Origin of the sequence: Nannocystis pusilla (genome assembly GCF_026626665.1) — a bacterium.
GTDB lineage: Bacteria > Myxococcota_A > Polyangia > Nannocystales > Nannocystaceae > Nannocystis > Nannocystis pusilla.
Genome location: NZ_JAPNKE010000002.1, coordinates 7,662,717 through 7,687,283, shown reverse-complemented (window position 1 = coordinate 7,687,283; position 24,567 = coordinate 7,662,717). Strand labels below are relative to the sequence as shown.

General features: G+C 71.8%; 24 protein-coding genes. 9 read left to right on the top strand and 15 right to left on the bottom strand.

Annotated features, from left to right (window positions below; translation table 11 throughout):
• Positions 1-5 precede the first annotated feature (5 nt).
• A complete protein-coding gene (locus OV079_RS59050; RefSeq protein WP_420829442.1) occupies positions 6-1,343 on the top strand; it encodes an extracellular catalytic domain type 1 short-chain-length polyhydroxyalkanoate depolymerase in 1,338 nt (445 codons plus the stop codon).
• Positions 1,344-1,603: 260 nt separating this feature from the next.
• Here the strand turns inward: OV079_RS59050 and OV079_RS33755 are convergent, their stop codons facing one another.
• Positions 1,604-3,475: an alpha/beta hydrolase family protein gene (locus OV079_RS33755; protein ID WP_267773400.1), complete on the bottom strand. Its 1,872-nt coding sequence runs from the start codon at positions 3,473-3,475 to the stop codon at positions 1,604-1,606.
• A gap of 695 nt (positions 3,476-4,170) precedes the next feature.
• On the opposite strand from OV079_RS33755, the gene OV079_RS33750 reads away from it, so the two are divergent.
• On the top strand, positions 4,171-5,652 hold the full coding sequence (locus OV079_RS33750) for a hydroxymethylglutaryl-CoA synthase (protein ID WP_267773399.1): 1,482 nt from the start codon (positions 4,171-4,173) through the stop codon (positions 5,650-5,652).
• 448 nt (positions 5,653-6,100) lie between these two features.
• On the opposite strand, the gene OV079_RS33745 is transcribed toward OV079_RS33750, so the two are convergent.
• Positions 6,101-6,670, bottom strand: coding sequence for a TetR/AcrR family transcriptional regulator (locus OV079_RS33745; protein ID WP_267773397.1), 570 nt, complete (start codon positions 6,668-6,670; stop codon positions 6,101-6,103).
• 120 nt (positions 6,671-6,790) lie between these two features.
• On the opposite strand from OV079_RS33745, the gene OV079_RS33740 reads away from it, so the two are divergent.
• Together OV079_RS33740 and OV079_RS33735 are read left to right on the top strand one after the other, a co-directional pair.
• Positions 6,791-7,141: an EthD domain-containing protein gene (locus OV079_RS33740; RefSeq protein WP_267773396.1), complete on the top strand. Its 351-nt coding sequence runs from the start codon at positions 6,791-6,793 to the stop codon at positions 7,139-7,141.
• Between the two features lie 104 nt (positions 7,142-7,245).
• Entirely contained in the window at positions 7,246-7,761 is a 516-nt protein-coding gene (locus tag OV079_RS33735; RefSeq protein WP_267773394.1) for a DnaJ domain-containing protein, read from the top strand.
• A gap of 113 nt (positions 7,762-7,874) precedes the next feature.
• Here OV079_RS33735 and OV079_RS33730 read toward each other — a convergent pair whose 3' ends face one another.
• Both OV079_RS33730 and OV079_RS33725 read right to left on the bottom strand, forming a co-directional pair.
• Complete coding sequence (locus OV079_RS33730; protein ID WP_267773392.1) at positions 7,875-9,548, bottom strand: hypothetical protein; 1,674 nt, start codon at positions 9,546-9,548, stop codon at positions 7,875-7,877.
• Between the two features lie 246 nt (positions 9,549-9,794).
• Positions 9,795-10,577 (bottom strand): SDR family oxidoreductase, encoded by a 783-nt coding sequence (locus OV079_RS33725; RefSeq protein ID WP_267773391.1) that lies wholly within the window; start codon positions 10,575-10,577, stop codon positions 9,795-9,797.
• A 176-nt stretch (positions 10,578-10,753) separates the two neighbouring features.
• Between OV079_RS33725 and OV079_RS33720 the strand changes: the two genes are divergently transcribed.
• The 5 genes from OV079_RS33720 (at position 10,754) to OV079_RS33700 (ending at position 13,931) form a co-directional block, all read left to right on the top strand.
• On the top strand, positions 10,754-11,056 hold the full coding sequence (locus OV079_RS33720) for a hypothetical protein (protein WP_267773390.1): 303 nt from the start codon (positions 10,754-10,756) through the stop codon (positions 11,054-11,056).
• 241 nt (positions 11,057-11,297) lie between these two features.
• The gene (locus tag OV079_RS33715; RefSeq protein WP_267773389.1) at positions 11,298-12,311 is read left to right on the top strand and encodes a PAAR domain-containing protein; all 1,014 of its coding nucleotides are present in this window, start codon (positions 11,298-11,300) and stop codon (positions 12,309-12,311) included.
• Positions 12,312-12,317: 6 nt separating this feature from the next.
• A complete protein-coding gene (locus OV079_RS33710; protein ID WP_267773388.1) occupies positions 12,318-12,878 on the top strand; it encodes an immunity protein Tsi6 family protein in 561 nt (186 codons plus the stop codon).
• Positions 12,785-13,438 carry a DUF4123 domain-containing protein gene (locus OV079_RS33705; protein WP_267773387.1) on the top strand — a complete coding sequence of 218 codons (654 nt, stop codon included), beginning with the start codon at positions 12,785-12,787 and terminating at the stop codon, positions 13,436-13,438. Before OV079_RS33710 ends, OV079_RS33705 begins: the two co-directional genes overlap by 94 nt.
• A gap of 4 nt (positions 13,439-13,442) precedes the next feature.
• Positions 13,443-13,931, top strand: coding sequence for a hypothetical protein (locus tag OV079_RS33700; protein WP_267773386.1), 489 nt, complete (start codon positions 13,443-13,445; stop codon positions 13,929-13,931).
• 59 nt (positions 13,932-13,990) lie between these two features.
• Here the strand turns inward: OV079_RS33700 and OV079_RS33695 are convergent, their stop codons facing one another.
• From OV079_RS33695 to OV079_RS33645, 11 genes are all read right to left on the bottom strand, one after another.
• Positions 13,991-14,203: a hypothetical protein gene (locus OV079_RS33695; RefSeq protein WP_267773384.1), complete on the bottom strand. Its 213-nt coding sequence runs from the start codon at positions 14,201-14,203 to the stop codon at positions 13,991-13,993.
• Positions 14,167-15,066, bottom strand: a complete 900-nt coding sequence (locus tag OV079_RS33690) for a M23 family metallopeptidase (RefSeq protein ID WP_267773383.1) — start codon at positions 15,064-15,066, stop codon at positions 14,167-14,169. The genes OV079_RS33695 and OV079_RS33690 overlap by 37 nt, the downstream gene beginning before the upstream one ends.
• A gap of 28 nt (positions 15,067-15,094) precedes the next feature.
• The gene (locus tag OV079_RS33685) at positions 15,095-17,203 is read right to left on the bottom strand and encodes a type VI secretion system Vgr family protein (RefSeq protein WP_267773382.1); all 2,109 of its coding nucleotides are present in this window, start codon (positions 17,201-17,203) and stop codon (positions 15,095-15,097) included.
• Between the two features lie 430 nt (positions 17,204-17,633).
• Entirely contained in the window at positions 17,634-19,130 is a 1,497-nt protein-coding gene (locus OV079_RS56425) for a redoxin domain-containing protein (RefSeq protein WP_267773379.1), read from the bottom strand.
• Entirely contained in the window at positions 19,073-19,783 is a 711-nt protein-coding gene (locus OV079_RS33675) for a hypothetical protein (RefSeq protein ID WP_267773378.1), read from the bottom strand. Before OV079_RS33675 ends, OV079_RS56425 begins: the two co-directional genes overlap by 58 nt.
• Positions 19,784-19,868: 85 nt before the next feature.
• Entirely contained in the window at positions 19,869-20,372 is a 504-nt protein-coding gene (locus OV079_RS33670; protein WP_267773377.1) for an NINE protein, read from the bottom strand.
• The gene (locus OV079_RS33665; protein WP_267773376.1) at positions 20,369-20,938 is read right to left on the bottom strand and encodes a hypothetical protein; all 570 of its coding nucleotides are present in this window, start codon (positions 20,936-20,938) and stop codon (positions 20,369-20,371) included. Before OV079_RS33665 ends, OV079_RS33670 begins: the two co-directional genes overlap by 4 nt.
• A gap of 70 nt (positions 20,939-21,008) precedes the next feature.
• A complete protein-coding gene (locus OV079_RS33660) occupies positions 21,009-21,575 on the bottom strand; it encodes a hypothetical protein (RefSeq protein WP_267773375.1) in 567 nt (188 codons plus the stop codon).
• Positions 21,576-21,759: 184 nt separating this feature from the next.
• Positions 21,760-22,320 (bottom strand): hypothetical protein, encoded by a 561-nt coding sequence (locus OV079_RS33655; RefSeq protein ID WP_267773373.1) that lies wholly within the window; start codon positions 22,318-22,320, stop codon positions 21,760-21,762.
• Positions 22,293-22,925: a hypothetical protein gene (locus OV079_RS33650; RefSeq protein WP_267773372.1), complete on the bottom strand. Its 633-nt coding sequence runs from the start codon at positions 22,923-22,925 to the stop codon at positions 22,293-22,295. Before OV079_RS33650 ends, OV079_RS33655 begins: the two co-directional genes overlap by 28 nt.
• A gap of 60 nt (positions 22,926-22,985) precedes the next feature.
• Positions 22,986-24,548, bottom strand: coding sequence for a TolC family protein (locus OV079_RS33645; RefSeq protein ID WP_267773371.1), 1,563 nt, complete (start codon positions 24,546-24,548; stop codon positions 22,986-22,988).
• Positions 24,549-24,567: the final 19 nt, after the last annotated feature.

The window sequence follows — 24,567 nt, the reverse complement described above, 5'->3', positions numbered from 1 at the left end:
CGGCCATGCATCGATTCGCCCCGCTTCTCGTCACCGCCGCCGCAGTGGTCGGCATGCTCTCCAGCCCCGCGCCCGCAGCCGCCGACGGCGTGTGGTCGTCGCGCACGGTCGCCGGGATGACGACGTATGTCTATACCCCGGCGACCGCGGGCGTGGTCGGCGAGGGCCGCGGGCTGCTCGTCGCGCTGCACGGCTGCTCGCAGCAGGCGACGGTGTTCCGCGACCTCGGCAACTGGGCCAGCGCGGCCGAGGCCTACGGGATGGTGGTGGCGGTCCCCTCGGCGCCGAACGGCGGGGTGCTGCTCGGCTGCTGGGACTACTTCGGCGGCAATCACTCGCGCACGCAGGGCCACGCCGGGGCGCTCTTGCAGCTGGCCGCGAACCTCACCGCCGACGCGGCGCTCGACGTCGACCCGGCCCAGGTCTACGTGGCCGGGCTGTCGTCGGGCGGCGGCATGGCGATGGTGATGGGCTGCGTGGCGCCCGACGTGTTCGCCGGGATCGGCATCGACGCCGGGCCGACGGTCGGCACCACTTCGTCGCAGATCGGCTCGGTCTCGACGTCGAAGCAGGCGGCCGTGTCGCTGTGTACGAGCCTCGCGGGGACGCACAGCGGCTCGTTCGCGACCCAGCTGACGTCGGTGCTCGCGGGGACGAGTGATTACGTGGTGGCCCAGGGCTACGCCGACCTCAACGCGTCGGTGATGGCCCAGCTGTACGGGGCGACGTCGGCGGGCGGCTTCAGCGTGGCCGACCTCGAGGGCTATCAGCCGGCCGGCACGGGCCTGCTGTGGGCCGACGCCGACGGGCCGCGGGTGTCGCAGATCCGCGCGACCTCCCTGGGCCACGCGTGGCCGGCCGGCAGCGGCGGGGGCGCGGACAAGTCGTACGTGTCGCCGAAGCACGTCAACTACGCCTGGTACCTGGCGGACTTCTTCTCCACCAACAACCGCCGGCTGTGCCCCGACTGCGGGGGCGGCAATGACGACGGCGGGAACGGCGAGACCGGGAGTGATGACACCGGGAACGGCGAGACCGGGAACGGCGAGACCGGGAGTGGCGAGACCGGGAGTGGCGAGACCGGGAGTGATGATTCCGGCGGCGACACCGGGGTCGAGCCGTGCACGCCGTCGACCCCGTACGTGCAGGCGGTGACCGCGACGATCTCCGGGCACTTCTCGCGCTTCGCCAGCTACCCGCACGGCTACGGCACGGCGGACGCGACCTACACCTCGCTGTTCTCCAAATACGGCATGTCGACGGCGTTCCCGCTGTACCAGGGGAGCGACGGCAAGTGGTACGCCGACCCCGCCAAGGTGCCGGGGGCGGTGGCGTGCCCCTGAGGGCCGTCGGCCCGGCGAGCGCAGCAGGGCTGCGCGGAGGCCGGGCCGAGCTCGGGGTGACGACGTGGATGTTTTTTGGGACATGCTCGAGTGAGCATGTCCGCATGGACATGTCGAGCCGATGGCCCGTGGAGCTGCTCGGCTCGCCGTGGCCGCGGCCCTGCGGCGCTGGGGGCCGAGCGCGCAGGCTGCGGCCGGGGGTGGTGAACGTCGGGCCGTCCTCGCGTCTGCGCGGCGCGAGGGCGATCGTCGTGTCGACTTCAGAACGACAGCGAGTCGGCGTCGAGGACGTCGTTCGCCGGGTCGGTGGCGATCGTCTTGCCGGCCGGGGCGGGGACCTGGTTCTCGACCCAGTCGACCAGGTAGAGGAAGGCCCGCTCGGCGTAGGGCTGCATCAGGACGAAGCGGTCGGCCGCGTTCTCCTCGCCGAGGGTGCCGTCGAAGTCGAAGTCGAGGCCGAGGCCGTCGCTGTGGGCGTCGACGTGGCCGCCGTGCGACACGACATAGAGGCGGTGCTGCGACGGCGTACCGAACGCGGACACCGCGGCGCGGTAGCTCAGGCCGTGGGCGCCGAGGCCGTTGAGGCCGTCGCCGTCGCCGTGGACGCTGATGAGCGGGGCCGAGAACTCGCCGGTGGTCGCGTTGGCCAGCGCCCACTCGACGTGCTCCTCGGTGAAGCCGGCGTTCTGGGCCTGCGCCAGCCACTCGTACATCGCGGGCGGCTCGTCGTTCGGGCCGGTGTAGCACGAGTAAGCGGCGGCCTCGGTGGCGTCGTGGCCCATGAGCTCGGCGCGGAACACGTAGCCGGTGAAGTTGTAGTAACCGACGCCCTTGAACTGCGGCAGGCCGAAGCCCTTGAGGTAGTCGAAGGCGGTGTTGTAGGCGCCCCAGATGGTCGCCGAGGCCGGGTCGAAGCCGGCGGCCTGCATCGCGGCCTGCGCGTTCGGGTAGGGCGGGATCTGGGCGTAGTTGGCCGGCGTCGTCTCGGTCAGCGGGTCGTAGGCGTAGCGCATCGTCAGCGCCGCCGCCTCGTTGGTGCGCACCAGGTGGTCGCTCGCGGCCAGCTCCGCCGGGGTCACGACGGCGTCGGCGTCGGTGTCGAGGACGCGGGCGTCGGGGTAAAAGACGCCGGCCCAGTCGACGCCGCCGGCGAACACCGCGGGCTCGCCCTGCAGCACGCGCAGGCGGTCGAGCTCGAGCGCGCGGCGGACCTGGTAGCCGCCGTTCGAAAGGCCCGCGGCGTACACCGCGGTGGGCGCCTCGCCGTAGGCGGCGGTCAAGCGCTCGCCGGCCCACAGGCCGAGGTCGAGCATCATCGGGCCCCAGTGCTGCGACGGGTGAAGCTTGTTGAGCATGGTCGCGTTGCCGTCGACGCCGCCGTTGGTCATGCCCTTGTTGCCGACCACGACGGCGTAGCCCTGCGAGACGAGCCAGGACAGGAGCACGCCGTGGCTCGACCACTCGTTGCGCGTGCCCGGGGTGCCGAGCACCACGAGCCGGCCGTTGTAGTCGGTCGGCACCGCGAACACGAGCTCCTGCGTGCGCTCCTCGACCGTCAAGGCGCCGGTGACCTCGACGCCCGGGGTCTCGCTGGTCGGCACGCGCTGGGCGCTGTGCAGGATGCTCGCCTTCATGGCGTCGACCTTCTTCTGCTCGCCGGGCGGCAGGGCGTCGTACTCGGCGCTGCCCTTCACGAGCGGCCAGTAGGTGCTGTGCTCGATGCCGCCGTCGCCGCCGCCGAGCCAGTCGACCCGCACGCCGCCGTCGAGCCCGACCACCAGCGCGTCGAGGTCCGGCGGCAGGTCGCCGGTGGTGCCGGTGGTGGTGTCGGTGTCGCCGGTGGTGGTGTCGGGACCCGTCGAGGTCGAGGTCGTGGTGGTCGTGTCGCTGGTGGTGTCGACCGGGTCGGTGGTGGACGTCGTGTCGCCGGTGGTGGTGGTCGTCGTCTCGCTGGTGGTGGTCGCCGTCTCGCCGGTGGTGGGCGGCTCGCCGGTGGTGGGCGGCTCGACGGTGGTCTCGGTGGTCGACGTGGTGGTCGTCCCGTCGGTGCCGGTCGAGGTGTCGGTGCCGGTCGAGGTGTCGGTGTCGGTGGTCGTCACGGCCGAGTCGCCGCAGGCGACCAGCAAGGCCAAGGAAGTCGGGAGCGCGCTGCGAATGTGCATAGCGGAGCAGACCACATGGATCCGTGAAAGCAAAGCGGCGCATCATCACAGCCCACGGCCCGCAGCGGCGATCGACGCAGCGGCGATCGCTCGCGTCGGCGGATCGATCTGCGCGTGAATCGAACGAGAGATCGCCGATGCGAACGGGCGCGATGCCCCGGCGCGAGCGCGCGAGAATCCGGGTGAAGCGCGAGGGCCCGCTCTGAGGCGCAGGGCGAGCTCCGGCGCGAGCGCGCGAGAATCAGGGGACGCGCCGGGTGAAGCGCGACGGCCTGCTCTGAAGTGCAGGGCGAGCGCGCGAGAATCAGGGGACGCGTCGGGTGAAGCGCGAGGGCCCCGCTCTGAAGCGCAGGGCGAGCGCGCGAGAATCAGGGGATGCACTGCGTGAAGCGCGACGGCCCGCTCTGAAGCGCCGGGCGAGCGCGCGAGAATCAGGGGACGCGCCGGGTGAAGCGCGAGGGCTCGCTCTGAAGCGCCGGCGCGAGCGCGGTGGAACGCGTTGCACCGGGATTGTCATGATCGCGCTCGTACAATTCCCTGCGCGGAAGAGTGCGCGCCGGTGCGCATTGGCGTGAGCGGCGAAATCGCGGCAGCCGAGTGGCGCGGCGCACAGGGCGACGCTCCCCGGCGGCCCGGCCGCCGCGGACTCGCGTATGGTCCGCGCCATGTCCGAAGCGCTTGCACCTGCGAACCCGGGCCTCTCGGGGCTCTCGTTGTACGTACCACGACCGCGCGTCGCGCTGAGCGCGTTCGCCGGGTGGACGGGCGCCGATCCGGCCAAGCTCGCGGCGGTGGTCGGCGACGCGTTCCGCGTGCCGCAGCCCGAGGAGGACGTCTATACGATGGCGGCCGCGGCGGTGCTGCGCCTGCTGCGAGAGCACGACGTCGATCCGTCGCGCGTCGGCATGCTGGCGCTCGGCACCGAGTCGAGCGTCGACAACGCGGTCGGGGCGGTGATCGTGCGCGGCATGGTCGACGACGCGCTGCGCCGCGAGGGGCGAGCTCCGCTGCCGCGCGACGTCGAGGTGCCGGAGGTCAAGCACGCGTGCCTCGGCGGGATGTATGCGCTCAAGGCGGCGCTGCGCTACGTGCAGACCGACGGCGCCGATCGGGTGGCGATCGTGGTCGCCGCCGACATCGCCCAGTACGAGCGCGGCAGCTCCGGCGAGCCGACGCAGGGCGCAGGCGCGGTGGCGATGCTGGTCGAGCCGCGGGCGCGCCTGCTGGCGCTCGACCTGCGCACCGCGGGCAGCTCGTCCGACGAGCGCGGCTGGGACTTTCGCAAGCCGGTGGCGCGCCACTTCATGGCGGAGTACCCGGAGAGCTGCCGCGGCGAGCGCGACTTCCCGGTGTTCAATGGCAAGTACTCGACGGTCTGCTACGTGGAGGCGGTGGTGCGGGCGCTGCAATCGGCGCACGCGCGCGGCGGCGGCGATCCGCGGGCGCTGCTGGCCGAGCCGGCGGCGCTGCTGCTGCACCGGCCCTACGATCGTATGCCAGTCGCGGCCCTCGGCGCGGCGTGGGTGTGGGCCTGCGTGCGTGCGGGCGAGCGCGAGGCCCTCGGCGCGGCCTGCCTGGCGGCCGACGTCGGCTTCGAGGCGCTGGCCGCCGAGCTCGCCGGTGAGAGTCGCGTCCGCGAGGGAGTGCTCGCGCACGGGCCCGAGTTCGACCCGCTGGCCCGCACGCAGGCGGTGGCGCGGCACGTGGTGAAGGACGAGGGGTTCGCGCGCGTGCTGGCGGCGACGCAGCCGGGCCGGGCGCTGGTGCGCCAGCTCGGCAATCTCTACACCGCGTCGCTACCGGCGTGGATCGCCGCGGCCTTCGCGGAGGCCCACGCGCGCGCGCTGGCGTGGGACGGAGCGGCGATCACGCTGGTCGGCTACGGCAGCGGCGACGCGGCGGAGGTGTGGTCCGGACGGGTGGTGCCCGGCTGGCGCGAGGCGGCCGGCCGCAGCGACGTCAAGGGGGCGCTGGCGGGGGCGATCGAGCTGGCGCGCGAGGACTACGAGGCGCTGCACGAGCGCCGCGCGCCGGCCAGCGAGCTGCCGGCGCCGACGCCGTTCGCGATCGCCGGCCGCGGCCGGACGTACGGGCGCAACTGGCAGGACGTCGGGGTGACGCACTACCGCGTGAGCGAGGCCGGCTGAGCGGAAATACGGCTCACTCGCTGAGGGACGGGTGAGATGTCCTCGGGGACATGTCCCGAGGTGCATGCTGGCGAAGGTCGGCCCGCCGGGCGACGGCGCGGCGGAGATCGACGCACTCACGGTCGTGAACGAGATGTCCTCGGGGACATATGTTCGCGGGCGCTGGCGAGGGCCGGGCCGCAGATGCAAGCCGACCCGCCGGCGACGGCGCGGCGAAGATCGACGCACTCGCGTCCGTGAACGAGATGTCCTCGGGGACATATATTCGCGGGCGCTGGCGAGGGCCGGGCCGCAGATGCAAGCCGGCTACCGCGGCGGAGATCGACTCACTCACATCCGCGATTGAGATGTCCTCGAGGACATGTCTCGACGAGCGTGATGAAGAGGACCAGGCGCAGATGCGAGCCAGGCTCCCGGGCGACGGTGAGGGCGGACACCGGCTTCCGCGTCAGCCTGCGGGCCGCAGCGCCGCGAGCGTGAGCTGCACGCGGCGCCGCAGGGCGGCCTGGGACGGCAGGGTGTGGGCGTCGCTGAGCGCTCCGATGCAGAAGGCGGCCAGCTCGGGCGGCGGGATGTCCTCGCGCACGAGCCCCTGGGCGATCGCGTCGGCGAGCAGCGCTTGCAGGAGCTGGCCGAGCTGCTGAAACCCGCGCGCGACCGACTCGCTGTGGCGCATGCGGGCGACCAGCTCCGAGCCGTGCTCGACGTGGGCCAGCCGCGCGTAGGTGTCCAGGACGCGCTCCAGACGCTGCCAGGGCGTGCCCTGGCGGTCGCGCGCGGCCTGCAGCTCGGCCAGGTGGCTGGCCACGTCGCGCTCGTGGAGCGCCAGCAGCACCGCGTCGAGCTCGCGGAAATATTTATATAGGGTCGCTCGACCCATGCCGGCGCGCTCGGCGATCGCCAGCATGGTCGTGGCGCCCAGCCCGTGCTCGGCGATCAGCGCGGCCGTGGCGTCGAGGATCGAGGCGCGCATGTCACGCCGGTGCAGCTCCATGGTGTCCGCCCAGATCTTCGGCACCGGCGCAGGATAACGCAGCCGCGGTCAGCCTGGCACCGCCGAGGACACGATGAGTTGACAGTAGACAGTCTGTCTTGATAAAGATCGCCGCGGCGCCCTGCACCGCGAGGAGACGACTTCATGCTGACGATCATGGCGTTCCTGGCCAGGCGGCCCGACCTCACGCCCGAGGCGTTCATCGACCACTATGAAAACCACCACGTGCCGCTGATCTGCCGGCTGGTGGGGGCGCCGCCGGTCTACCGGCGCAGCTACCTGCGGCGCGACGAGCCGCTGCTGCCCGGCGCGCCGATCGGCTTCGATGTCGTCACCGAGCAGAAGTTCGCCGATCGCGAGGCGCTGCAGGCGTGGCTGGCCGCGGTGTCACAGCCCGAGGTGGCCGAGCAGGTGCGCGCCGACGAGGCGCGCTTCCTCGACCACCGCCACTACTTCGCCTACGTCGTCGAGGAGCACGTCACGACCAGCGGCTGAGGATCAGCGCCGGACCCCGCCGCCGCTCCGGCGAGTGATGCGCTCGCCGGCTCGCCGCCGGACTCTGGCGTTCGCTGCGACGAAGTTCGGGTACCATCCGCAGCGTGTCCGAGCTGTTCGCAGCAGCCGTCTCGATCGCCCCGACGCGGCGGCGTCGCTTCCTGTGGGCCGCGTGGTGGACCGCGCCGCCCTCACGAGAACCATTTCGCCGGCCGGACGCGTCGGAAGGGGGCGCGCGCACGCCGGACGAGGCGCTGCGCCGGGCGGAGAAGGCTGCTGGACGCGCCCTGGTGCAGATCGAGCCGCTGTGGGCGCGCGCGTGGGGCCGCGTGCTGATGGGCGAGCCGCCGTTCACGCAGGCCGCGGGCGAGGGCTCGCGCGCGGCGCCGCGAGCGAGCCGGGAGCCGGAGCAGGCTTCCATCTGGCAGCTCCTCGGCCTGACGCCGCACGCCACGGTCGCGGAGATCCGCACAGCCTTTCGCCAGCGAGCGCTGGTGACCCACCCGGACCGCGGCGGCGATCCGGAGGCCTTCCGCGCGCTCCGCGAGGCGCACGACGAGGCCATCGCCCGCCGCTCCCGCGCCGGCAAAAGGCCGCGCCGCAAGCGACCGGAGACTTGAGCCCGACGGACTCGCCGGCGAAGACTCGCAAGGGTGACGCCGCGGCACAAGCGAGCGAGCGGCGAGCTGCATCACCATACATGTCTATTGGGACATGTATGATGATTGGCCGCTCACTCGACGACCACGTGGCGGTAGCCGAGCTGGGCGTCGACGATGTGGATGTCGAGCTGGCGGGCGGCCGCGTCGCCGGTGATCCACGCGGCGCTGCCTTCGAGCGGGAAGGCGTCGTCGCCGCGGGGCAGGTGGGTGTCGGCGACCAGCGCCGCCGGCACCAGCGCCTCGCCGGTGGCGTCGATGACCATGCCCCACGTCCCGGCGAAGGCCGGCTGCGCGCCGTCCCAGCGCTCCCACAGCACGACGTAGGTGTCGTCGCCGAGCGGCACCAGCTTGGGCCGCTCGGCGTGGGTCGTGCCGCCGGTCTCGGATTGATAGTGGGTGAGCCAGCGCAGCCGGTTCTGCCGCGGCTCGCCGCCCGACTCGACATCGAAGGTGTCGGGCAGCGCAGGGTCGAGGTGCATGCCGCTGTCCGGCGGCGACGATTCGAAATCGCGGCGGACTCGCACGATCGCCAGCTCGCGCGAGCCGGACACCAGATCGCCGGTGCCCGTGGTCGACTCGGTGGCGAACAGCGCCAGGTAACCCCAGGTCGGGTCGCCGTCGATCGGCGCGGCGTTGCCCAGGCGCGTGAAGGTGTTGTTGTTGCCGGTGTTGCCCTTGATCCCCAGCAGCGAGTACGGGTCGCTGTCGGGCTCGACGCGGGCGAAGGTGACGTCGCGGGGGAAGGCGTCGCCGAGGTGGAGCTCGAGGAAGCCGGTGCCGTCGTGGAACAGGCGGTGGTCGAAGGAGTGACTGACCCAGATCGAGGAGGTGCGGGTGACAGCGCCCGAGCCGGCGTCGAGGTGGGTGGTGAGCGCCTTCTGGTGGCGCGCCATGATGTTCCAGTCGGTGTCGGTGTTGTTGCCGTGGACGAGGGCCAGGGCGCCGTCGCCCCAGGCGAGCCGCGCGGTGCCGGCGACCATGGGGTTGATGATCGGCTCGGAGTCGGGCGCGACGGACTCGCGGCCGAGGTCGACGTCGGTGTCGAAGTGGACGGCGCCGTCCCACGACTGCTTGACGACGCGGACGATCCCGCCGCGGTGCTGGCCCGGCTGCGGGTCGTCGAGGGTGAGGGTGTCGCCCTCGGCGACGCCGCTGGCGACGTAGAGCTGGCCGTCGGGGTCGCGCGCGAGGCCCATGACCTTGTCGAGCATCGCCGGCTCGAGCACGGCGGTGATGACGTAGTCGTCGGCGCTCGGCTCGAGGCGCAGGACGTAGGCGTGGCCGTCGGGGCCCTGGGCGTAGTCCTGGACGAGGACGTCGATCGCGGCGCCGAGCGGGACCGCGACGATCTCGGGGGGCTTGCCGTACTGCGACTCCCAGCTCGCGGGGCCGACGAGGTCCTCCTGATTGACGTCGAACGGCACGAGCAGCTCGGCGATCGTGCCGACCGGCACGGGCGGCGGCTCGCCGGTGTCGGTGGTGCCGGTCGAGGTCGGGCCGGTGTCGGTGGCGACCGGCCCGGTCGTGCTGGTGGTCTCGTCGGCGTCGGTGGTGCCGGGCACGCTCGTGCTGCCGGTGGTCGGCGCGTCGGCGGTGTCGCTCGTGGTGTTCGTCGAGGTCCCGGCGGTCGCGTCGGTGGCGGCGTCGACGGTCTCGCTCTCGTTCGGATCGCCGACCTGCCCGCACGCCGCCGCCCACGTGAGCCCGAGCGCCACCCACTTGCTTCGCCTCGCGTCGATCGCCATGAGGCGACGGTAGAGGATCGACGCGGCCTTCGTCGAGAGGTCGCGCAGCCCTGGCCCGAGGCCGCAACCTTGCGGCTCGTGGACCTCATGCGCGTGAGCGGATGCGTCCGCGAGGCGCGGGGTGAATCATCACATGTCTAAAAAGACAGGCATGATTCGCGGCGAGGCGCGGGTGGGGACTTGCGAGCGCCGAACCCGCTGGTGGGAGTCGGCAATCACCACACCTGCGCCGATTTTTTCGTGGCGTCAGCGAGACGGCGGCGGGCCGCCGAGCCCGGCCTCGATCGTCGCGACGTCCTCGGCCGCATAAAACTTGGCCTGGAACGCCTGCATCTCGGGGCGCGTGAACACCTCGGCGCGCGGCTTCTCGATGGCGGCGGCGATGATCTCGGCGACCTCCTCGACCGGCTGGGCGCCCGGGAGCTGCCGCGAGTCGAGGCCGCCGTGGCGGGCGTTGTCGCCGAAGCCGGTGGCGACCACGCCGGGCAGCACCGTGGTCGCGTGGATCTCGGGGAACTGCGGCCGCAGCTCGAGGCGCACGCTGGTCATCAGCGAGTTCACGGCGGCCTTGGCCGCGCTGTAGGCGCTGCGGACGGGCGTGAACGGGATGCGCCCGAGCATCGACGAGACGGCGACGAGCTGGCCGCGCTGCCGCTCCTTGAAGTGGGGCAGGACCGCCTGCACGGCGTAGAGCACCGACTTGAAGTTGGTGGCGATCATGTCGTCGACGTCGTCGTCGGTGAGCTGGGAGGGCATGCGGGAGATCCCCCGGCCCGCGTTGGCGACGAAGACGTCGAGCCGACCGAACTCGGCGAGCGTCCGCTGCACGAGGCGCTCGTTGTCCGCGCGGCGCGAGACGTCGGTGGGGACGGCGAGCGCTCGCTCGCCGAGGCGGCCGGCGACCGCGGCCAGCGCCTCGGCGTTGCGGGCCGCCAGCACGATCGTCGCGCCGCGCGCGTGACAGACGTTCGCCAGCGCCTCGCCGATCCCCATCGACGCGCCGGTGATGACGATGATCTTGTCCTTCATGGCCGACATCATAAAAAATCTCGGCGTGAGGAGCAGCCGGGCCGCGGCGAACGGCCAGTACGACGACGCCGAGCCCGCTGGACGGGGTGCCCGCTCGCGTCATCCTCCGCGGTCGTCGCCCTCGCGGCGCGGAAGCAGGACGGACCGTCATGTTCTTTTTTATGAGAGAAATCTGCGTGCTCCTCGGCGCTCTCGCAGCGCTGCCCTCGCCGGACGAGCCGGGCTCGGACGAATTCATGGCGGACGTGCCGGCCGGGAGCTGGGGCTGCATCGTCGACATCCTCGCGGCGGACGACGCCGCGTATTGCCTGGCCAACTGCGAGGGCTTCGCCCCCGACGCGACGCGCCCGGCGTTTCGTCTCAAGGTCAGGTTGGGCGACGTCCCCGACGATTGGTGCGCGAAGAAGGCCCGGCGGTATTGCCAGAAGCGCGGCCGCGAATTGAACTACGCGTGTTGGGGCGATTTCTTCGCATGGTGACGGCGGCATGACGCCGAACGCGCTCGGAACTGCGAGCGTGTCGGGCGCACCGGGGGGTCCTCCACGGCGATCACCGCACGGGTGTCTCCGCCGCGCCGATCTGCGCGAAGCGGAGCGCTCCGCCTTCGCTGACGTTGGCGTCATGTCGGCGGTGTCGCACCTCGTACCGACGTAGCTCGCGCGGCTCTCGTCGCGGGTTCTGTTCTGTTACGATGCGACGGTCACCCGCATCGGTGGATGCATGCCCGACGCCGCGCGCATCAGCGACTTTCACGTCTGTCCCCACCCCGGGGCCCCGGCGCACGTCGGCGGCCCGATCCACAGCGGCAGCGCCAACGTGATCATCGGCTTCCTGCCGGCCGCGCGCGAGGGCGACGCGATCGTCTGCTTCCCGCTCGGCCCGGCCGACAAGATCAAGCAGGGCTCGGCGACGGTGCTGATCAATTCGCGGCAGGCCGCGCGGCGCACCGACCCGGGCGTCCACATCTCCGGCGACCTGATCGCGGCGGGTTGCCCCACGGTGATCATCGGCGATTCGACGCAGTGCTTCACCATGCGCAACGCGGCGCGCCGCGGCACCCCGTTCTGCGAGGAGTGCGAGAAGCCGCGGCGCGACGACCTCGACACCCACGACCACTCGGCCCAGCCGCGCCCGCCCGACCCCGAGACCGCGACGCTCGACGACGAGGAGCCGCCGCCGGGCGCTCGCGCGGGCCGCGACGCGATGGTCGACGTCGACGCCAGCAAGCACGAGCTGGCCGGGCCCGGCGACGACCTGCCGCACGAGCGCATGTCGGCGCGCTTCGCGGTCGCCTACCAGTTCTACGCGGCGCACATCGGCACCCTCAAGCCGAGCCAGATCCTCTCGCACATCAAGGGCATCGACCTGTCGCACCCGGTCGGGGTCGTGTCGGTCGCCGCGCAGACGCTGTATCAGCACTGCATCCCCGGCGCGGGGCTCGGGCAGTACTTCACCGCCGACAAGAAGACCACCGCCGAGCAGCTCGGCTGCTCGTCGACGGTGTACCCGATGGTCGGCGACTCGCCGCGACCGCCGCCGGTGACGCGGGAGACGCGGCCGGTCGAGTTCGGCGACGACGAGGCGCTGGCGCTCCAGAGCACCAGCGCGGCGATCGACGACGATTGGTCGTACAAGCAGAAGGACAAGCCGGCGCCGGACAAGATCGTCCGCTGCCCCGGCGGCGGCACGCAGCTGATGATCCCCCGCAAGTTCCACCCGCCCGTCGGGATGTGACGCGTCATGGCCGACCTCATGCGGATCGTCTCGCGCGACGCCTTCGCCCAGGTCCTGGGCGAGGCCCGGGCGCGCACGCAGGCGCTCGACCCGTCGCAGTCGGCGACGCTGCGGCGGATCGCCGACCAGCTCGAGCTCCTGGCCCGCACCACCGCGCGCGGCCGCGTCCCGCACGAGGACGACCGCGCGCGGATCGACATCGGTCTCATCGCCGCGCGCGAATTCGAGGAGACCGATCCGCGCTACGCCGATCAGCTGCAGGAGCTCGACTACACGTTCAAGCGCTACCCCTTGTTGCCGCCGGGGCCGCCGGTGCGGCGCCGCGGGGTGCTGCAGGTGTGGTCGGGCCGCGAGGCGTGGCACAAGCTGGTGCTGGAGCCCGGGGTGCCGCGCACCGTCGGCACCGCGAAGGCCGACTTCGTGGTCGAAGCCGACGCGGCAGGGTCGCCGCATTCCAGATCCTCTGGGACGGCGTGTGCGCCCAGGTGCAGGCGATCGATCCGCACCGGCTCACCATCAACGGTGAGCCGGCCTGGCACGGCGAGCTGGCGCATCGCGGGTGGATGACCGCCGGCGCGACCACCTTCCGCTTCCTCGTCGAGGACTACAGCCCACCGCCCGGGCCGGTGAAGCCGAGCGACGCTGCCAAGGCCGCGCTCGCCGAGCTGCAGCCGCGCAGCAAGGTCGGTCGGCTGTACGCGATCGTCGACGCCGCTCGCTCCGACCGCGCGCTGCAATTGCTCGAGGAGAGCGTCGACGCCTACGCGTCGCTGTACGACGGCGAGCAGGGGCGGGCCTACGACGACGTCGCGCCGTACCTGGTCCAGCTGCGCGCCGACTCGGGGCTGCTGCAGCGGCTGGTCGAGGAGGGCTGGGGCGACGCGTGGGGGATCTACGTCGAGAGCGCCCGCGAATTCGTGGCGGTGCGCCGGCACTTCCGTCAGTTCCTCATGGTCGAGGCCGAGGGCGAGGCGCACCGGCTGTTCTTCCGCTACTACGACCCGCGGGTGATGCACGCGTTCGCGGCCACGATCACGCCCGAGCAGCGCAAGGAGTTCCTCGCCGGCATCGACCGGATCGTGTTCGAGCGGCCGGACACCGCGGCCCTGCAGACCTTCTCGATGTGAAGCCATGCTGAAGATCACGCGCGAACAGATGGACGACTTCCGCCAGCGCAGCGTCCGCGGGTTTCAGGAGCGGATGGTGGCCCACCTCGGCGAGCGCTTCCCGCTGCTCAGCGCGGCGCTCGGGGGCCAGGGGGTGACGGCGATGATCGAGAAGGGCCTCGGCAGCGCGGCGCTGCACGGGATCGTCAAGGAGAAGGATGTGTGCCGGCTGATCGAGCTGCTGTGCCTCGTCCGCGACGTGAAGGAGGGCGAGCCCGGGTGGATGACGCAGGTCCTCGACCTCGCGACGCCGGCCAACATCTCGGCGCGGCTCGAGCAGCTCGGCGCGATGGCCTCGGAGCGGCTGGCGCAGGCCCCCGAGGAGGAGGCCGATCCGGCGCAGAAGGAGGCCGCGGCGGCGCTGTCGAGCGGCGAGGCGCCGCCGTTCGACGAGCGCGCGGGCGTCGAAGATCCGGTCACGCCATGCCCGGCCGCGCCGGGCAGAAGCGGCTGACCTCGTTCTCGTCGTAGCCGCGAATCACTGCGGTGATTCGTCGGGGTCGCCCGCCGCGATCACGACACGGGGCGCGGCCGCGGCAGCGGGATCGGCACCGTGTTGCAGGTGCCGTCCTCGCCGCAGATGCCCTCGAGCTCGCCGGTGATCGGCGGCCCGGCGCCGGGCTCCTGGCGGTCTTTGGCCTTGTCGCCGACGCGGAAGCGATCGGGCGAGCTCCAGTGCTCGGGCCGGGTCAGCTTCGAGTCGTCCTTGTAGGCCTTGAAGTCCATTGGTGCATGTACAGGCTGTAGAACACCAGCTTGGGCCGCTTGTCGGGCTCGCCGTCGGGGATCTCGAGGCGATGGCGGACGAGGACGAAGCCGCGCGAGAAGAGGGCGCGCGCGCCGTTCGGGAACTCGACGTGGGGGTACTCTTTGTCGACGCGATAGGCGACGATCTCGCCCTCGCGGATGCAGCGGACGCCCTTCTCCTGGTCGAGGGTGGCCTTGCTGTGCTCGTCGAAGTGGATCCCGCCGTGCCACAGGCTGTTGCCGCCGATCGGGTAGAAGCCGTCGTCGGTCCGCGCGAGCGCGCCTTCCTGGCCGCCGAGCACGCCGAGGAAGGTGCCCTCGTTGGCCTTCTGGTTCTCGTTGCCCTCGAACGGGTAGGACCACGGACCGCCGCCGGTCTCGGCCGGCTGACCGCCGCCGCCGTCGGGGAAGTCGAAGGTGTGCGGGTCGACCGTCGAGTGGCCGCGCGCGAGGTTGGGCCGCCCGGGCGTGCCGCCGGGCATGACCTCGAAGTGCAGGTGGTTGCCGGAGCTGACGCCGCCGGTCATGCCGACGGTGCCGACGGTCTGGCGCGCGGTCACCTGCGTGCCGACGGCCAGCGGCGAGGCGACGTTCATGTGGCCGTAGAGCGTGTGGACCGTCTGGCCGCGGATCGTATGCTCGAGCACGATCGTGTTGCCGTAGCCGCCGACCCACCCGTTGAACACCACCGAGCCGTCGGCCGCGGCGGGAATGGGGGTACCTTCGGGGGCGCCCCAATCGTCGCCGCGGTGCGGCTGGACCTTGCCGCTCGTCGGGTGCTTGCGCGCCGGGTTCCACCGGCTCGTCAGGCGGTACGGGGAGCCCGGGTTGTAGGTCGGCATCGTCCTCCTCGCGGCGGCGGGCCCCGCATCACTTCGAGCCGCGCTCGGACGGCGTCGCGGCGGTCGGCGCGGCGTCGTTGGCGTCGCGCGCGGTGTTCGGCGCGGCGTCGGTCCCGCGCACCGGGGCGCCGGCGCTGTTGATGTAGACCATGTTGCCCTTGATGTAGATGCCGCCGGAATTGATGGTGATGAACCCGCCGGGGCCCTGGATCGTCAGCGCGCTGCCGGCGTCGAGGACGATCTTGGAGGAGCGCAGGTGGATCTCGTCGGCCGCCTCGATCGCCAGGCGGCCGCCGATGGTCGTCTGCTCGTTGCCGTCGACGATCCGCGAGACGTGGCCGTCGACCTTCTCGAGCGTGTTCTTGCGGGTGTGCTCGTTGCGGTCGCCGTCGATGAGCTCGAGCTTGTCGCCGAGCAGGTGCATGTCGACGCGGCCGACGCCGTCGATGCCGCCGACCAGCAGCTCGACGTCGCCGCCGAGGTGGGCCTTGGTGTGGCGGTGGATCGTCAGGTGATGGTCGTGGAACAGCTGGACGAAGCTGTCGCCGGCCTTGCCGCCCTCTTCGTGGCCGACGGTCACGTGCGAGTTGTTCCACACCGTCGAGAAGGCGTCGTTGTTGACGCGCACGTCGATGTTGCGCTCGGCGTGGAGGAAGATCTGCTCCTCCTTCTTCTTGTCCTCGAAGCGGAACTCGTTGTAACCGCCGCCGCCGAGCGAGCTGTCGGACTTGATGGTGCTCTTGGTCTTCTGCTCGGGCAGCGGGTACGGCACCTCGTTCTGCCCGTGGTAGATGCGGCCGGTGATGATCGGCCGGTCCGGGTCGCCCTCGAGGAAGTCGACCAGGACCTCGTGGCCGATGCGCGGGATGAACATCGCGCCCCAGCCGTTGCCGGCCCACAGCTGGCTGACGCGCACCCAGCAGGTGCTGGTCTCGTCGAACTTGCCCTCGCGGTCCCAGTGGAACTGGACCCGCACGCGCCCGTACTTGTCGACGTGGACCTCCTCGCCCTCGGGGCCGGTGACGACCGCCGACTGCAGGCCGCGCATCACCGGTCGCGGCGTCACGCGGGCCGGGCGGTACGGGACCTTGAGCTCGGTGACGCCGAAGCTGTTGTCGTACGAGCTCGCCTTCTGGCCGTCGTGGTCGAGCACCTGCTGCTGCTCGCCGCGGTGGTGGACCTCGGTGATCCGGTACTGCGTGTTGAGCTCCTGCTGCGGGTGACTGGCGAGCGTCATCGTGTGCCCGGGGGTCAGCCGCGGGCAGTCGCTGTCGCCGCTGCCCTTGCGCCGGGTCGCCTGCAGCTCCTCGAGGCGGATCTTCGCCAGCACGGCGCCCTCGTTGGGGCCGGCGCGGCCGGGGTCCTGGTACTCGCCGGGGAAGTCGTAGACCTCGAGCTCGGGCTTGGCCTTGCCGGTCTCCTTGACCTCCATGGCCTGGTCGGGCTTGTGGAGGTTCTTGTCGCGCAGCGAGACAGTGCCGGTCCGGATCCGTCCGCCGAACCGGAACTCCTTGATGTGCTCGCGATCCTGGACGGCGCCGTCGGGCGGGTTGAACCACACCGTCGAGCTGCCGCCGATCGCGGGGTGGGCCTGGCTGCTGTCGGCCATCACCCAGACGTGGCGGCTCTCGTCGTGCTCGAACCAGTAGCAGATGCCGTCCTCTTCGAGCAGGCGGCTGACGAACGCGAGGTCGGTCTCTCGGTATTGCACGCAGTAGTTGCGCGGCTCGTACTTGGCCGACAGCGCGAAGCGGAACCGGTCCTTCGCCACGCCGGCCTTCGTCAGCACCTCGCTGACGATCTGCTGGGTGGTCTTGTCCTGGAAGATCCGGCAGTCGCTGCGGTGCAGCAGGAGGTGCGCCGAGGGGCCGAGCTTCAACGCGTAGAGGTCGAACTCGCGGGTGTGCCCGATGTACTCGGCGTCGTAGATGATGCCGTGGACGTGGCGCGGGCTCTCGGCGCCCTCGATCGTCAGCAGCGCCGACTGCCCGAGCATGCCCTCGGTGTCGAGGTCGACGGCGGCGACCTCGATCGCGAACTCGAACGGACTCGAGATGGCCTCGCGCCCGGTGAAGCGAACCACCCGCAGCGAGGCGCCGCCGACGTCGAGGGTGAAGATCGCGTCGCTCGACTGCAAAACCGAAGAAGGATTGGAAACGTCGACAGCCATCCGTAGGGGCCGGGCCCTCGTTTCGCAAGATAGGTGCAGCGGCGAGAGCCCGTCAACACGGGGCCTTCCGCGACGGCATCCGACTGCACACATGCGCCTATGGCCTAAGAAGATCCCCGCGCACGGATCCGCGCGCGCGGAGCGATGCTGCGCAGCGACGCACAGTTCGTCGGCCGCGGCGCGCGTGTACGCCCGGACGACCGTCGCAGTGCACATTCGCGGGCGCCTGCCGCCCCGATGACGAGGACCGCGCTCTCCGCAGCGGCGGGGGCGGCGCGAGGTTACGGGCGCGTCACGAGCGAGGCGTGGGCCGCGAGCTACGCGCGCTTCGATTCGCGACTGTCGACATTCGGCCCGCGAATGTGCAGCGATGCGAGTGCGATGATTGCGGCGACCCTCAGCCGCGCAGCGACTCGATGCGCCAGGCGAACTCCTCGCGCAGGTTTTCGGACGCGCCGGGCAGCGTGTAGGCGAGCCGGCCCTCGCGGTCGAGCACCCAGAAGGTCGGGAACATCTCGACCCCGGCCTTCTGGCAGAAGCCGGCGTCGAGCAGCACCGGGAAGCGGTGCTTGTGCTCGCGCATCCACCGGGCGACCTCGTCCTTCTCGCCGCCGAAGTGGATCGTCAAGATCTCGACGTCGCGGTCGCGGGCGTAGTCCCTGATCAGCTGTTCGAATTCGGGAAGCTCGTCGATGCACGGCTTGCATGTCGTGAACCAGAACTTGATCACCGCGATCTTGCCGCGCAGCGACTCGTTGGTGATCTCGGCGCCGTCGAGGCGCTCGAGCGCGAAGGCCGGCGCAGGCGCGGGGGAGGCGGCCCGGGCGGCGATCACCCTGGCGCGCCGGAGCTCCCTGGCGCGCGCGCGGATCTTGTCGAGGTACTTTTCATAACCTCGGAGGTCGCCGTGCTCCTCGCGGTAGATCTGCGCGAGCATCCGCTTGCACGGATTTTCGCGCTGGAAGAGCTCCAGCTCGAAGCCGGCGGCGAGGTAGCCCTCGGCGGCGTCCATGTCGCCGCGCCCGCGCGCGAGGGCGGCCAGGCGCGCGAGGCTCTCGGGGTAGCCGGGGCTCACCTCCTGCGATCGCAGGAGCGCGGCCTCGGCCTCGGCGGATCGACCGGTGGCGAGGAGCACCACGCCGAGCGCGTCGTAGTTCACGCCGAGCATGTCGCGCCGGATGATGTCGCGCATCTCGTCGGGCATCCCGGCGGCCGCGAGCTCGGCGACGAGTCGGTCGAACGCGGCGGGCCCCTCGCGCACCAGCGCCTCGGCGCGCTCCAGGTGGACGCCGCGTTCGGCCAGCGCGATCGGCCCGTGCGAGTACGGGGTGTTGAGGTCGATGCGGCCGGCGATGCGCGTGAACTCGATCGCCGCGAGCAGCTCGTCGGCGGGGGTGGCCGGGTCGGCGCGCAGGAGCTCGAAGCGCAGGCGGCCGACCTCCTCGCGCAGCGACGGATCGTGCAGCTGCGGGCGCGCGAGGAAGGCGTCGATCACGGGCCGCTGCTCGGGCTTCGGTTTGCCGTCGGGGCCGAGCCCGGCGGTGATCTTTCGGTACAGCAGCAGCTCGTGCGCGGGGCTGCCGTCGAACTCGCCGGCGATCCGGCGCTCGAGGTCGTCGGCGCGCTGGGCCTGGCCGTGCTCGCGGAGCGCGTCGGCGGCCGCCAGCAGGGTTGACGGCTGCTGCCCGCGCAGCGCGAGCAAGGCGTCGATGTCCTGCACGATCGCCGCGCGTCGCTCGTCGTCGCTGCGCTCGGGCGCGCCGCGCAGCAGCTTCCACCGCTGCTGGTGCAGTCGCACCGAGCCCGGCGAGGCCTCGACGGCCCTGGCGATCCACGTCAGCGCGTCGGCGGGGCGCTCGGCCTGGGCGAGCGCCTGCGCGGTGGCGAGGGCCACCTCGATCGCGGCGACGCCATGGACCTTCTCGACCTCGGCGAGGGCCGCGGGGAGCTGGTCGCGCGCGACCTGACTGCGCTGCAGCAGCCCGCGCGCGCGCCGGCTGCAGCACCTCGGGGTGCGCGTCCGCCAGCGCCATCGCGTCGTCGGTGCGCTCGAAGCCGAGGAGGCCGCGCGCGCAGGCGGAGGATGTCGGGGTGATTGTCCAGCCGGGTCGTGAGGGCCTCGGCGGCGAGCAGCGCGCCCCGGTCCGGGTTTTCTGGATCGACGAGCCCGACGGCGACGCGGGCGAACTCCGCCCAGGGATCGTCGGGCCGCTCGGTCCGCAGCTGCTCGGCGAGGGCCTCGGCCTCGAGTCGCCGGCCGCTGTCGGCCACGCAGGCGAGGGTCCACGCGCGCAGCCGGCTGTCGTTCGGGTGCGCACGCAGCAGCGTCTCGCCCTCGGCGACGCACGCCTCGGGATCGAAGACGAGCGCCAGGTCGCGCACGCGATCGGCAGCGGCGGGATCGTCGGCCGGCGGCGATGGCTCCGCCGGCGGAGGCGCGACGGCCGGCGCGACCTCGGCGGCGGCCGGGCGCTCTCGCGGCTGCGTGCAGGCGCAGACGAGCGCGACGAACAGGACTGCTCGAGAGACGCGGATGGGGTCGGCCACGCATGCGACGGTAACAAGTGATCCCGTCGCTGTCGTGCTCGGGCTTTCTACGGTGTCGCCGCCACACCTCGCAGGAGGGCGACGACTAGCGGGCCAGCTGCGAGTTGAAGCGCACGTCGAACTCGCGCTCGCTGGACAGCACCAGCATGATCGTCTCGATCATGCTGATGACCACGGGGATGAAGGTCCAACAGAACAGCAGATAGGCGATGCCCATGCCGGTCTGGCCGAGGTAGAACTTGTGCACGCCGAGCCCGCCGAGGAAGAAGGCGAGGAGCGCGGCGACCCACTTGTTGCGGTCGGCGACCCGCACCAGCGCGCCGGCGGTCGGGCCCTGGGTCATCGTGTTGGTGTTCTGCACGACGATGTTGATCGGCTGCGGGTAGGCCTGGCCGGGGTACGGCGCGGCTTGCATCGGCATCGGTCCGCCGACGACGGCCTGCGGGTGACCGGGCGGGGGATAGAACTGCGGCTGGTGACCGGCGCCCGGCTGGACCGCGCCGCTGGCCCACGCGGGGTCGAACATCGGCGGGGTGGCGAGCGGTGCGGCGTGCGAGCGCGGAGGCGGGAGGAGCGATGGCTGATTCATGGGCGGTGGTCCTGAGCGAGGGATGCGGGGCGGACGGCGAGAGAGAACTGGAGGTGGCCGGTGTCGAGGTCGACGTCGGCGTGGACGTGGCCGCTGCGGCTCATCTCGGTGAGCGCGGCCTCGGCCTCGGCCAGCGAGAGGCGCAGCGCGTGGGCGACGTCGGCGACCGTCAGCGGGCCGCGCACGCGCGCGCCGAGGGCGAGGATCTGCTGCTCGCGCGCCGCGTCGAGGGAGCGCTGGCTGCCGCGCGAGAGCACGTGGATCACGCCGGCGGCGACCCACAGGGCGGCGGCGATCGCAATTCCCGGTAGATACAACAGACCCGGCAGCGACAAGCTGCTGACGAGGCCGATCCACGACAGCAGGACGACGCTGCCGAGCACGGCCACCGCGATCACGACGAGCCGGCCGTGCGTCGCCAGGCCGCGCTGGACCAGCCCGCGCGTGCGCGCGTCGGCGAGGCGCGCCTGCGGGACGGGCTCTCGCCGCTCGAGTGTGGCCTGGTGGATGCGGATGCCGTTCGGACCGCCGAGCGAGAGGGTGGCCGCGTGGTCGTGATCGTGCATGGAGACGTCGAGTCCTGGGAGAACGAGGGGATGAACGGGGCCGTGAACGCGTCGCGAAGGGCTCGCGCGGTCACTTCGGCTCGACGCGCTTGATGCCGCCGTGACGCGAGCAGCAGCCGGAGCGGGGCTCCGTACAGGTCGCCGAGGGCGTGCCGTCGTTGCACTCGATCCCGGGCTTGCCGAGGTCGGGGTTGTCGGTGCGGGCGAGCGCGCAGTAGGTGCCGGCGACGCCGATGGCGGTGATCAGCGCGGCGGTGAGGAGCGGCGGGACGGTGAACTGCCCGCGTCGGGCCGGCCTCGGCGGCGGCGGCGGCGGACGACCGGACGCGGCCATCGCCGCCTCGAAGATCGCGCGCAGCTTGTAGATCTCGGGGGCGCGCAAGGGGCGGTCGTCGGCCAGCTGCTTCCAAAACTCGGGCAGCGGGTAACCGGAGTGGCGCTGAATGAGGCCGCACAGGGTGTTGGCGTACTCCTGCGGCGAGACCCGCTCGTCAGGCAGCCGCGACCCGGCCTCGGCGAGCAAGGTCAGCTCGAGCAGGAGCCGCATGTCCTGATTGCTGTACGCTTCCGCCAGGTAATCGCGCAGCGCCTGCCAGGCGCTGGCGTTGGTGGTGGGAGAGCTTCGAGGCGAGGTCATGACGGATGCATGGCCGGCGAGACGAACGCGACCTCGAGCGGTAGTGCGTGTCCGCGGCGCATCCGGTCATGCCGGGCAACAATTTCGGGCCACGCGAACGCCGTCACGGACGAAGTGCGCGACGCGTTTCAGCGGGCCCCGGCCAGGATGTCGGACGATGGTCGACACCCCGCGGGCGCCGACCTCACAGCGTGTTCAGTGTGTACGACGTCTGCTCGAGGGTCGCCAGCTTGTCGCGCAGCTCCTCGGCGATCGCGTCGACCGTCGATTCGGGCAGCTCGCCCTCGACGGTCATCTGCAGCTCGAAGCCGCCGCGCACGAAGCGGACGACCACGCCGTCGACGCGGATGCGGGTGGTGTCGAACGAGTCGTCCTCGTCGGGCATGACTTCGTGGGCGACCGACGGGCGGTACAGGTGCTCGGCGAGGTCGAGGTCGGGCGGGGCTCCCAGCGCGGCGTCGAGTTTGGTGAGCTCCTCCGCGAGCTCCTTGGCCCAGCCGACCTGGCGATACCAGCAGGCCTGGCCGAGCTCCCACAGACGGTTGCGTTCGCCGTCGCTGCGGCGGAACTCGCGGCGAGGCCAGCGGCGATCGGTGAGACGCTCCCATTGCCAGGTGTCGAGGTCGAGGCGCCAGTCGTCGATGTTCTCGACGATCGATTGGCCCTTGCCGCGGTCGAGCTCGCCGCGCTGCACCACGATCGCGCGGCCGTCGTCCGTCAGCGTCGCGGTGTGTTCGAAATCCACCCGGGCGGGGTGCCGCCGGTGGGGATGGTGGAGATCGCGAAGGTCGCGAGGTCGAGCGCGAGCACCGGGGTGTGGCCGTACTTGCGCTCGCCGGTGTAACCGATGCTGCCGATGAGGATGATGCGGTCGCCGACCAGCGTGGCGGAGTGAGAGTCGGTCGGCGGGAAGACGTCGCGCGGGTAGCCGAAGATGTCGATGTGGCCGTCGGGGTGGCGCACGATCACGTCGTTGTAGATGTAGAAGTCCGAGTCGTAGTAATCCTCGTGCTCGCCGGCGATCTGAACGATCCGACCGTCGGGCAGCTCGGTGCTGCTGCAACCGAAGCGTTCGAAGCACCAGCCGGGGCCGGCGTAGAGGGCCGTGGGGCCGTCGAAGCGCTTGTTGGCGGCCCAGGCGTTGACGCCGGCGCGGATGATCCACACCCACACCGGATTGGTCATTCGCTCCGGGTTGGCGGTGCCGGGACGCGGCGAGCGCCACTCGAGGAACTCCTCGCGTCCGAAGGTCGGCTCGGGCGGCGGCTCGGGTTCGACGTCGTCGTCGTCGTCCTCGACTTCGGTCGCCTCGGTCTCGGGGTCGGTGTCGTCGTCGGCGCGGGTCGTCATCGGCTAGCGATGACTCTTAGCACGACGGGCCGGGCCGCCGCGGGCGCTGGCGCCCGCGGCTCACTTGGGGTTCAGGCGGCCGGTGGCGTACAGCAGGCGGGTCGTGGCGACGTGGAGGTCGATGCGCGAGTTGACGGCGCGCAGGGCCGCCTGGACCTGCTCGCCCTCGGCGGCGATGATCTCGTTGGTCGTCGCCGCGCCGAGCTTGTAGTTCTCGCTGGCGACGCGGTAGGCCTCGACGGACGAGGCGAGGCCGCGGGTGCTGAGCTCGATGGCCGCGAGGGCGCGCTCGCGGTCGTGGTAGGCCTGGGCGACCTCGATGGCGATCGCGCGCCGCATCAGCTCGGCCTGCAGGACGAGCTCGCGCTTGTTGGTCTTGAGCTCGCGGACCTGGGCCTTGGTGCGCAGGCTCTGGTTGATCGTGTAGCTGAGCTGCACGCCGACCGACCACGACGCGCGCCACACCGGCGACAGCGGGAAGAAGCGCTGGTTGGGGTTGGCGTACAGGGCGTCGGCGAAGGCGTCGAGGCGCGGGTAGTACTGGGCCCGGGTGGCGCGGATGTTCTGGTGCGTGCCGTCGACGGCGCGCTCGAGCGAGCGGACCTCGAGGCGATTGGCCTGCGCCTCGGTGATGAGGTCGTCGACGGACGGCAGCTCGCCGAGGTCGGGCGGCGGGGCGAGGATGTCCTCGCCGACGTCGTAGGCGCGGGTCGGCTCGTTCATCATGACCGCGAGGTTGCGCTCGGCGATCTTGCGGAAGGCGCGGGCGTCGGCGATCGCGCTCTGCTGCGAGGACACCAGGGCGTCGACGCGGAGCACGTCGGAGCGGGTCGCGGAGCCGGCGTTGAACAGGTTCTCGGCGTCGACGAGGCGCGACCGGGTCCGCTCCAGCGAGTCCTCGATCACGACCAGGGAGGCGACGCCGCGCAGCCAGTTGTAATAGGCCAGGCGGGCGTCGGTCTGGACCTTGACGCGCTCGGCGTCGCGGGCGAACACGGCCGACTCGCGCGCGGCGAGGGTGCCCTTGCGGGCGGGCGCGAGCGAGAGGATGTAGTCGGAGATCGGGACCGAGAGGTTGGCCGAGAGCGAGTAGGAGTTGAGGGGGATCTGGATCTTGAACGGCGGGGTGATGACGAGCGGCACGCCCTGGGGGTCGAGCGCGCACTGACCCTGGCCGCCGGGGCAGTCGCCGACAGTGATCGGCGCGACGCCCTCGGACGGGCCGTTGACGGCGGCCACGCTGGCGCCGCCGCCGAAGTTGATCGCGGCCTTCGACAGCCGCGAGTAGCTGGCCTTGACGCCGAGCGTCGGCAGGAAGCTGACGATCGCCTGGTCGACGCGGGCCGCCGCGCGCTCGATCGCCTCCTGCTTGATCTGCAGGGACGGCGAGGCGGCCACGGCCTTTTCGGCGACGGCGTCGTCGGTCAGGCCGCCGGCCACCGGCACCAGGCCCTTGCCGAGCGGGCTCTCGCGCAAGATCCGCTCGAGCTCGTCGGTGTCGACGGCGAGGGCCTGGGAGGCGGCCGAGTCGGGGCTGGCGGCCCGGCGCGGGTCGGGCACGGCGGCGGCGTCGGACGGCGGGGCGGCGAGGGCGACCACGAACAGGGAGGCGATGGCGATCATGCGGCAGTGCTCGATCTGG

Coding starts and splice junctions, on each gene's coding strand:
- OV079_RS33645 (WP_267773371.1), bottom strand. CDS start 24,548: ATGATCGCCATCGCCTCCCTGTTCGTGGTCGCCCTCGCCGCCCCGCCG.
- OV079_RS33730 (WP_267773392.1), bottom strand. CDS start 9,548: ATGGCGATCGACGCGAGGCGAAGCAAGTGGGTGGCGCTCGGGCTCACG.
- OV079_RS33740 (WP_267773396.1), top strand. CDS start 6,791: ATGCTGACGATCATGGCGTTCCTGGCCAGGCGGCCCGACCTCACGCCC.
- OV079_RS33690 (WP_267773383.1), bottom strand. CDS start 15,066: ATGCCGACCTACAACCCGGGCTCCCCGTACCGCCTGACGAGCCGGTGG.
- OV079_RS33700 (WP_267773386.1), top strand. CDS start 13,443: ATGCTGAAGATCACGCGCGAACAGATGGACGACTTCCGCCAGCGCAGC.
- OV079_RS59050 (WP_420829442.1), top strand. CDS start 6: ATGCATCGATTCGCCCCGCTTCTCGTCACCGCCGCCGCAGTGGTCGGC.
- OV079_RS33670 (WP_267773377.1), bottom strand. CDS start 20,372: ATGAATCAGCCATCGCTCCTCCCGCCTCCGCGCTCGCACGCCGCACCG.
- OV079_RS33725 (WP_267773391.1), bottom strand. CDS start 10,577: ATGAAGGACAAGATCATCGTCATCACCGGCGCGTCGATGGGGATCGGC.
- OV079_RS33665 (WP_267773376.1), bottom strand. CDS start 20,938: ATGCACGATCACGACCACGCGGCCACCCTCTCGCTCGGCGGTCCGAAC.
- OV079_RS33695 (WP_267773384.1), bottom strand. CDS start 14,203: ATGGACTTCAAGGCCTACAAGGACGACTCGAAGCTGACCCGGCCCGAG.
- OV079_RS33660 (WP_267773375.1), bottom strand. CDS start 21,575: ATGACCTCGCCTCGAAGCTCTCCCACCACCAACGCCAGCGCCTGGCAG.
- OV079_RS33710 (WP_267773388.1), top strand. CDS start 12,318: ATGGCCGACCTCATGCGGATCGTCTCGCGCGACGCCTTCGCCCAGGTC.
- OV079_RS33750 (WP_267773399.1), top strand. CDS start 4,171: ATGTCCGAAGCGCTTGCACCTGCGAACCCGGGCCTCTCGGGGCTCTCG.
- OV079_RS33650 (WP_267773372.1), bottom strand. CDS start 22,925: ATGACGACCCGCGCCGACGACGACACCGACCCCGAGACCGAGGCGACC.
- OV079_RS33715 (WP_267773389.1), top strand. CDS start 11,298: ATGCCCGACGCCGCGCGCATCAGCGACTTTCACGTCTGTCCCCACCCC.